This window comes from Desulfonatronospira sp. MSAO_Bac3 (genome assembly GCF_003838035.1).
GTDB classification, from domain to species: Bacteria; Desulfobacterota; Desulfovibrionia; order Desulfovibrionales; family Desulfonatronovibrionaceae; genus Desulfonatronospira; species Desulfonatronospira thiodismutans.
Genome location: NZ_QYZY01000243.1, coordinates 1 through 2130 on the forward strand (window position 1 = coordinate 1; position 2130 = coordinate 2130).

Annotated in this window: 3 protein-coding genes; 2 read left to right on the top strand and 1 reads right to left on the bottom strand. The window is 50.5% G+C overall.

The genetic code is table 11. From position 1 onward, the window contains the following. Both D5S03_RS08375 and D5S03_RS08380 read left to right on the top strand, forming a co-directional pair. A partial coding sequence (locus D5S03_RS08375) for a methyl-accepting chemotaxis protein (protein ID WP_287043438.1) occupies positions 1-301 on the top strand: 301 nt, incomplete at its 5' end. A gap of 195 nt (positions 302-496) precedes the next feature. Continuing rightward, positions 497-1804, top strand: a complete 1308-nt coding sequence (locus D5S03_RS08380) for an ATP-binding protein (protein WP_287043440.1) — start codon at positions 497-499, stop codon at positions 1802-1804. Positions 1805-1925: 121 nt separating this feature from the next. Here D5S03_RS08380 and D5S03_RS08385 read toward each other — a convergent pair. Then, the coding region (locus D5S03_RS08385; protein ID WP_287043442.1) for a phosphomethylpyrimidine synthase ThiC at positions 1926-2130 on the bottom strand (205 nt) is incomplete at its 5' end.

Sequence of the window (2130 nt, forward strand, 5' to 3'; positions counted from 1 at the left end):
CATGGAAAGTGCGGTGGAGGCTGTCCAGGAAGCAACGGAAATGGCCAAGCAGTCAGGCAGGGCACTGGAAGAGATCGTACAGCTCATAAGTGCTGCTGCCGATGAGGTGCGCTCCATTGCCACGGCTACAGAGCAGCAGTCCACTTCCAGCGAAGAAATAAATGCCAGCCTGGAGGAGATCAGCAGACTCTCCTCAAGCACAGCCGAGGCCATGGAGCATTCGGATCAGGCCATCTCCGAACTGGTCAAACAGGTGAACATGCTCCAGGACTTGGTGAGAGAGCTCAAGGAAGAAAAGTAGTCCCTGGAAATAACCGATGAAAACCAAAAAGCCGGGCAGGTTATCCTGTCCGGCTTTTTTTGCGGCATACCTGCAGTCATGCGCACTTTACCACCTGGTTCAAAAGCAAATACCGGAAAAATATCTTGCCAGTCCGGGGTAAAACTGGCAATTTATATTACCAGATTCTCAATAAATATGCTCGGAGCCTAACAAATGAAACAAGCCCTTCAAGAGATAATACTTGATTTTCAGGAACTCCAGCTGGAGACCGGGACGCCCAGACGACTGAAGCTGACAACCCTTCCAGGCAAGGCCAGTGTATGTATTGGGGTTCGCCGCTGCGGAAAATCTACGTATCTGTTCCAGATCATGGAACAATTGAAAAGAGACGGGGTGCAGGCGGAGAACATTCTTTATCTGAACTTTTTCGATGACAGGCTGCATGCCCTGCAGCACATGGGCCTCGAGGTGATTCTGGAAGCCTATTTCGGGTTATACCCTGAGAAAAAGAACTCCCGGACGGTCTATTGTTTTTTTGATGAAGTTCAGGCGCTACCAGGCTGGGAGCCCTTTGTTGACAGGCTCATGCGTACCGAGAAATGCCAGGTATATTTGACGGGATCTTCCGCCAGGATGCTCTCAAAGGAGATAGCCACGCAGATGCGCGGCCGGGCCATATCCTGGGAGCTTTTCCCTTTTTCTTTCCGGGAATTTCTTGATGCCAAAGGGATAAAAAGCAGCGGACCACACTCGGCCAAGAAGCGCCTGACCATCCGCAAAGCTTTCGAGGACTACTGGGAAACCGGTGGCTTCCCCGAGGTCACTGGACTTGAAAAATACTTGCGCCTCAAAATCCACCAGGAGTACTTCCAGGCAGTTCTCTTCAGGGATGTGGTAGAACGTCACAACATTTCACACCCCAGAGCAGTGACCGATCTGGCCCACCGTCTGATGGATAACATCGCATCCCTTCACACGGTGAACAGACTGACTGGATATCTCAAGTCCCTTGGGCACAAGTCCCCGAAAGCAGCTGTATCAGACTACCTGGAGTGGTTCGAAGATGCATTTTTTTTCTTTTCTGTAAGGATCTTCGACCCTTCTTTAAGCCGAAGCAAAACTAACCCCAGAAAAATATACTGTATCGATCATTCACTTGTCACCTCAGTAGCTTCAGGTATTCTCATCAACTCCGGTCACCTGCTTGAAAACATGATATTTACAGCTCTTCGTCGTCTGACCTCGGATATCTGGTATTATAAAACAGCCAAAGGACTGGAAGTGGATTTTATCATACAACTGCAGGATAGATCCCGCCGTTTGATCCAGGTGTGCGAAACATTGTCCCATAAAGACACGAGGACACGGGAACTACGCGCCCTTGACCAGGCCATGGAGGAACTGGGCCTTGATTCTGGAACACTGGTAACCCGGGACCATGATGAAGACATGGAACTTAATGGAAGGCGAATCGAAATCATTTCCGCCTGGCGTTTTCTGCTGAGCCTTCCAGATGAGTAAGAGGCTTACTGTTTGCCATATCAATGTTTTTTTTGCAGCAACGATAACCCCGCAGAAAAAAGCCGGGCAGGTTCACTGTTAACCTGTCCGGCTTTTTTTGTCACATGCTTTCAACCGCACATCAGGATTCTGCCTGAAGTGCCTGTGTCTCCTCGGAAGTCTTCACTGCGCAGAGCTTGCCGCACATGGAACAGGTCCTCCCGTCTTCTGCTATCTGCATTCTGCTGCGCACCAGGTCCGGATCCAGGGCGCTTTTTATCATGCCCTCCCAGTCCAGGGTCTGGCGGCAGTGAGCCATCTGCCGGTCCTTATCAGCAGCTCCGGGA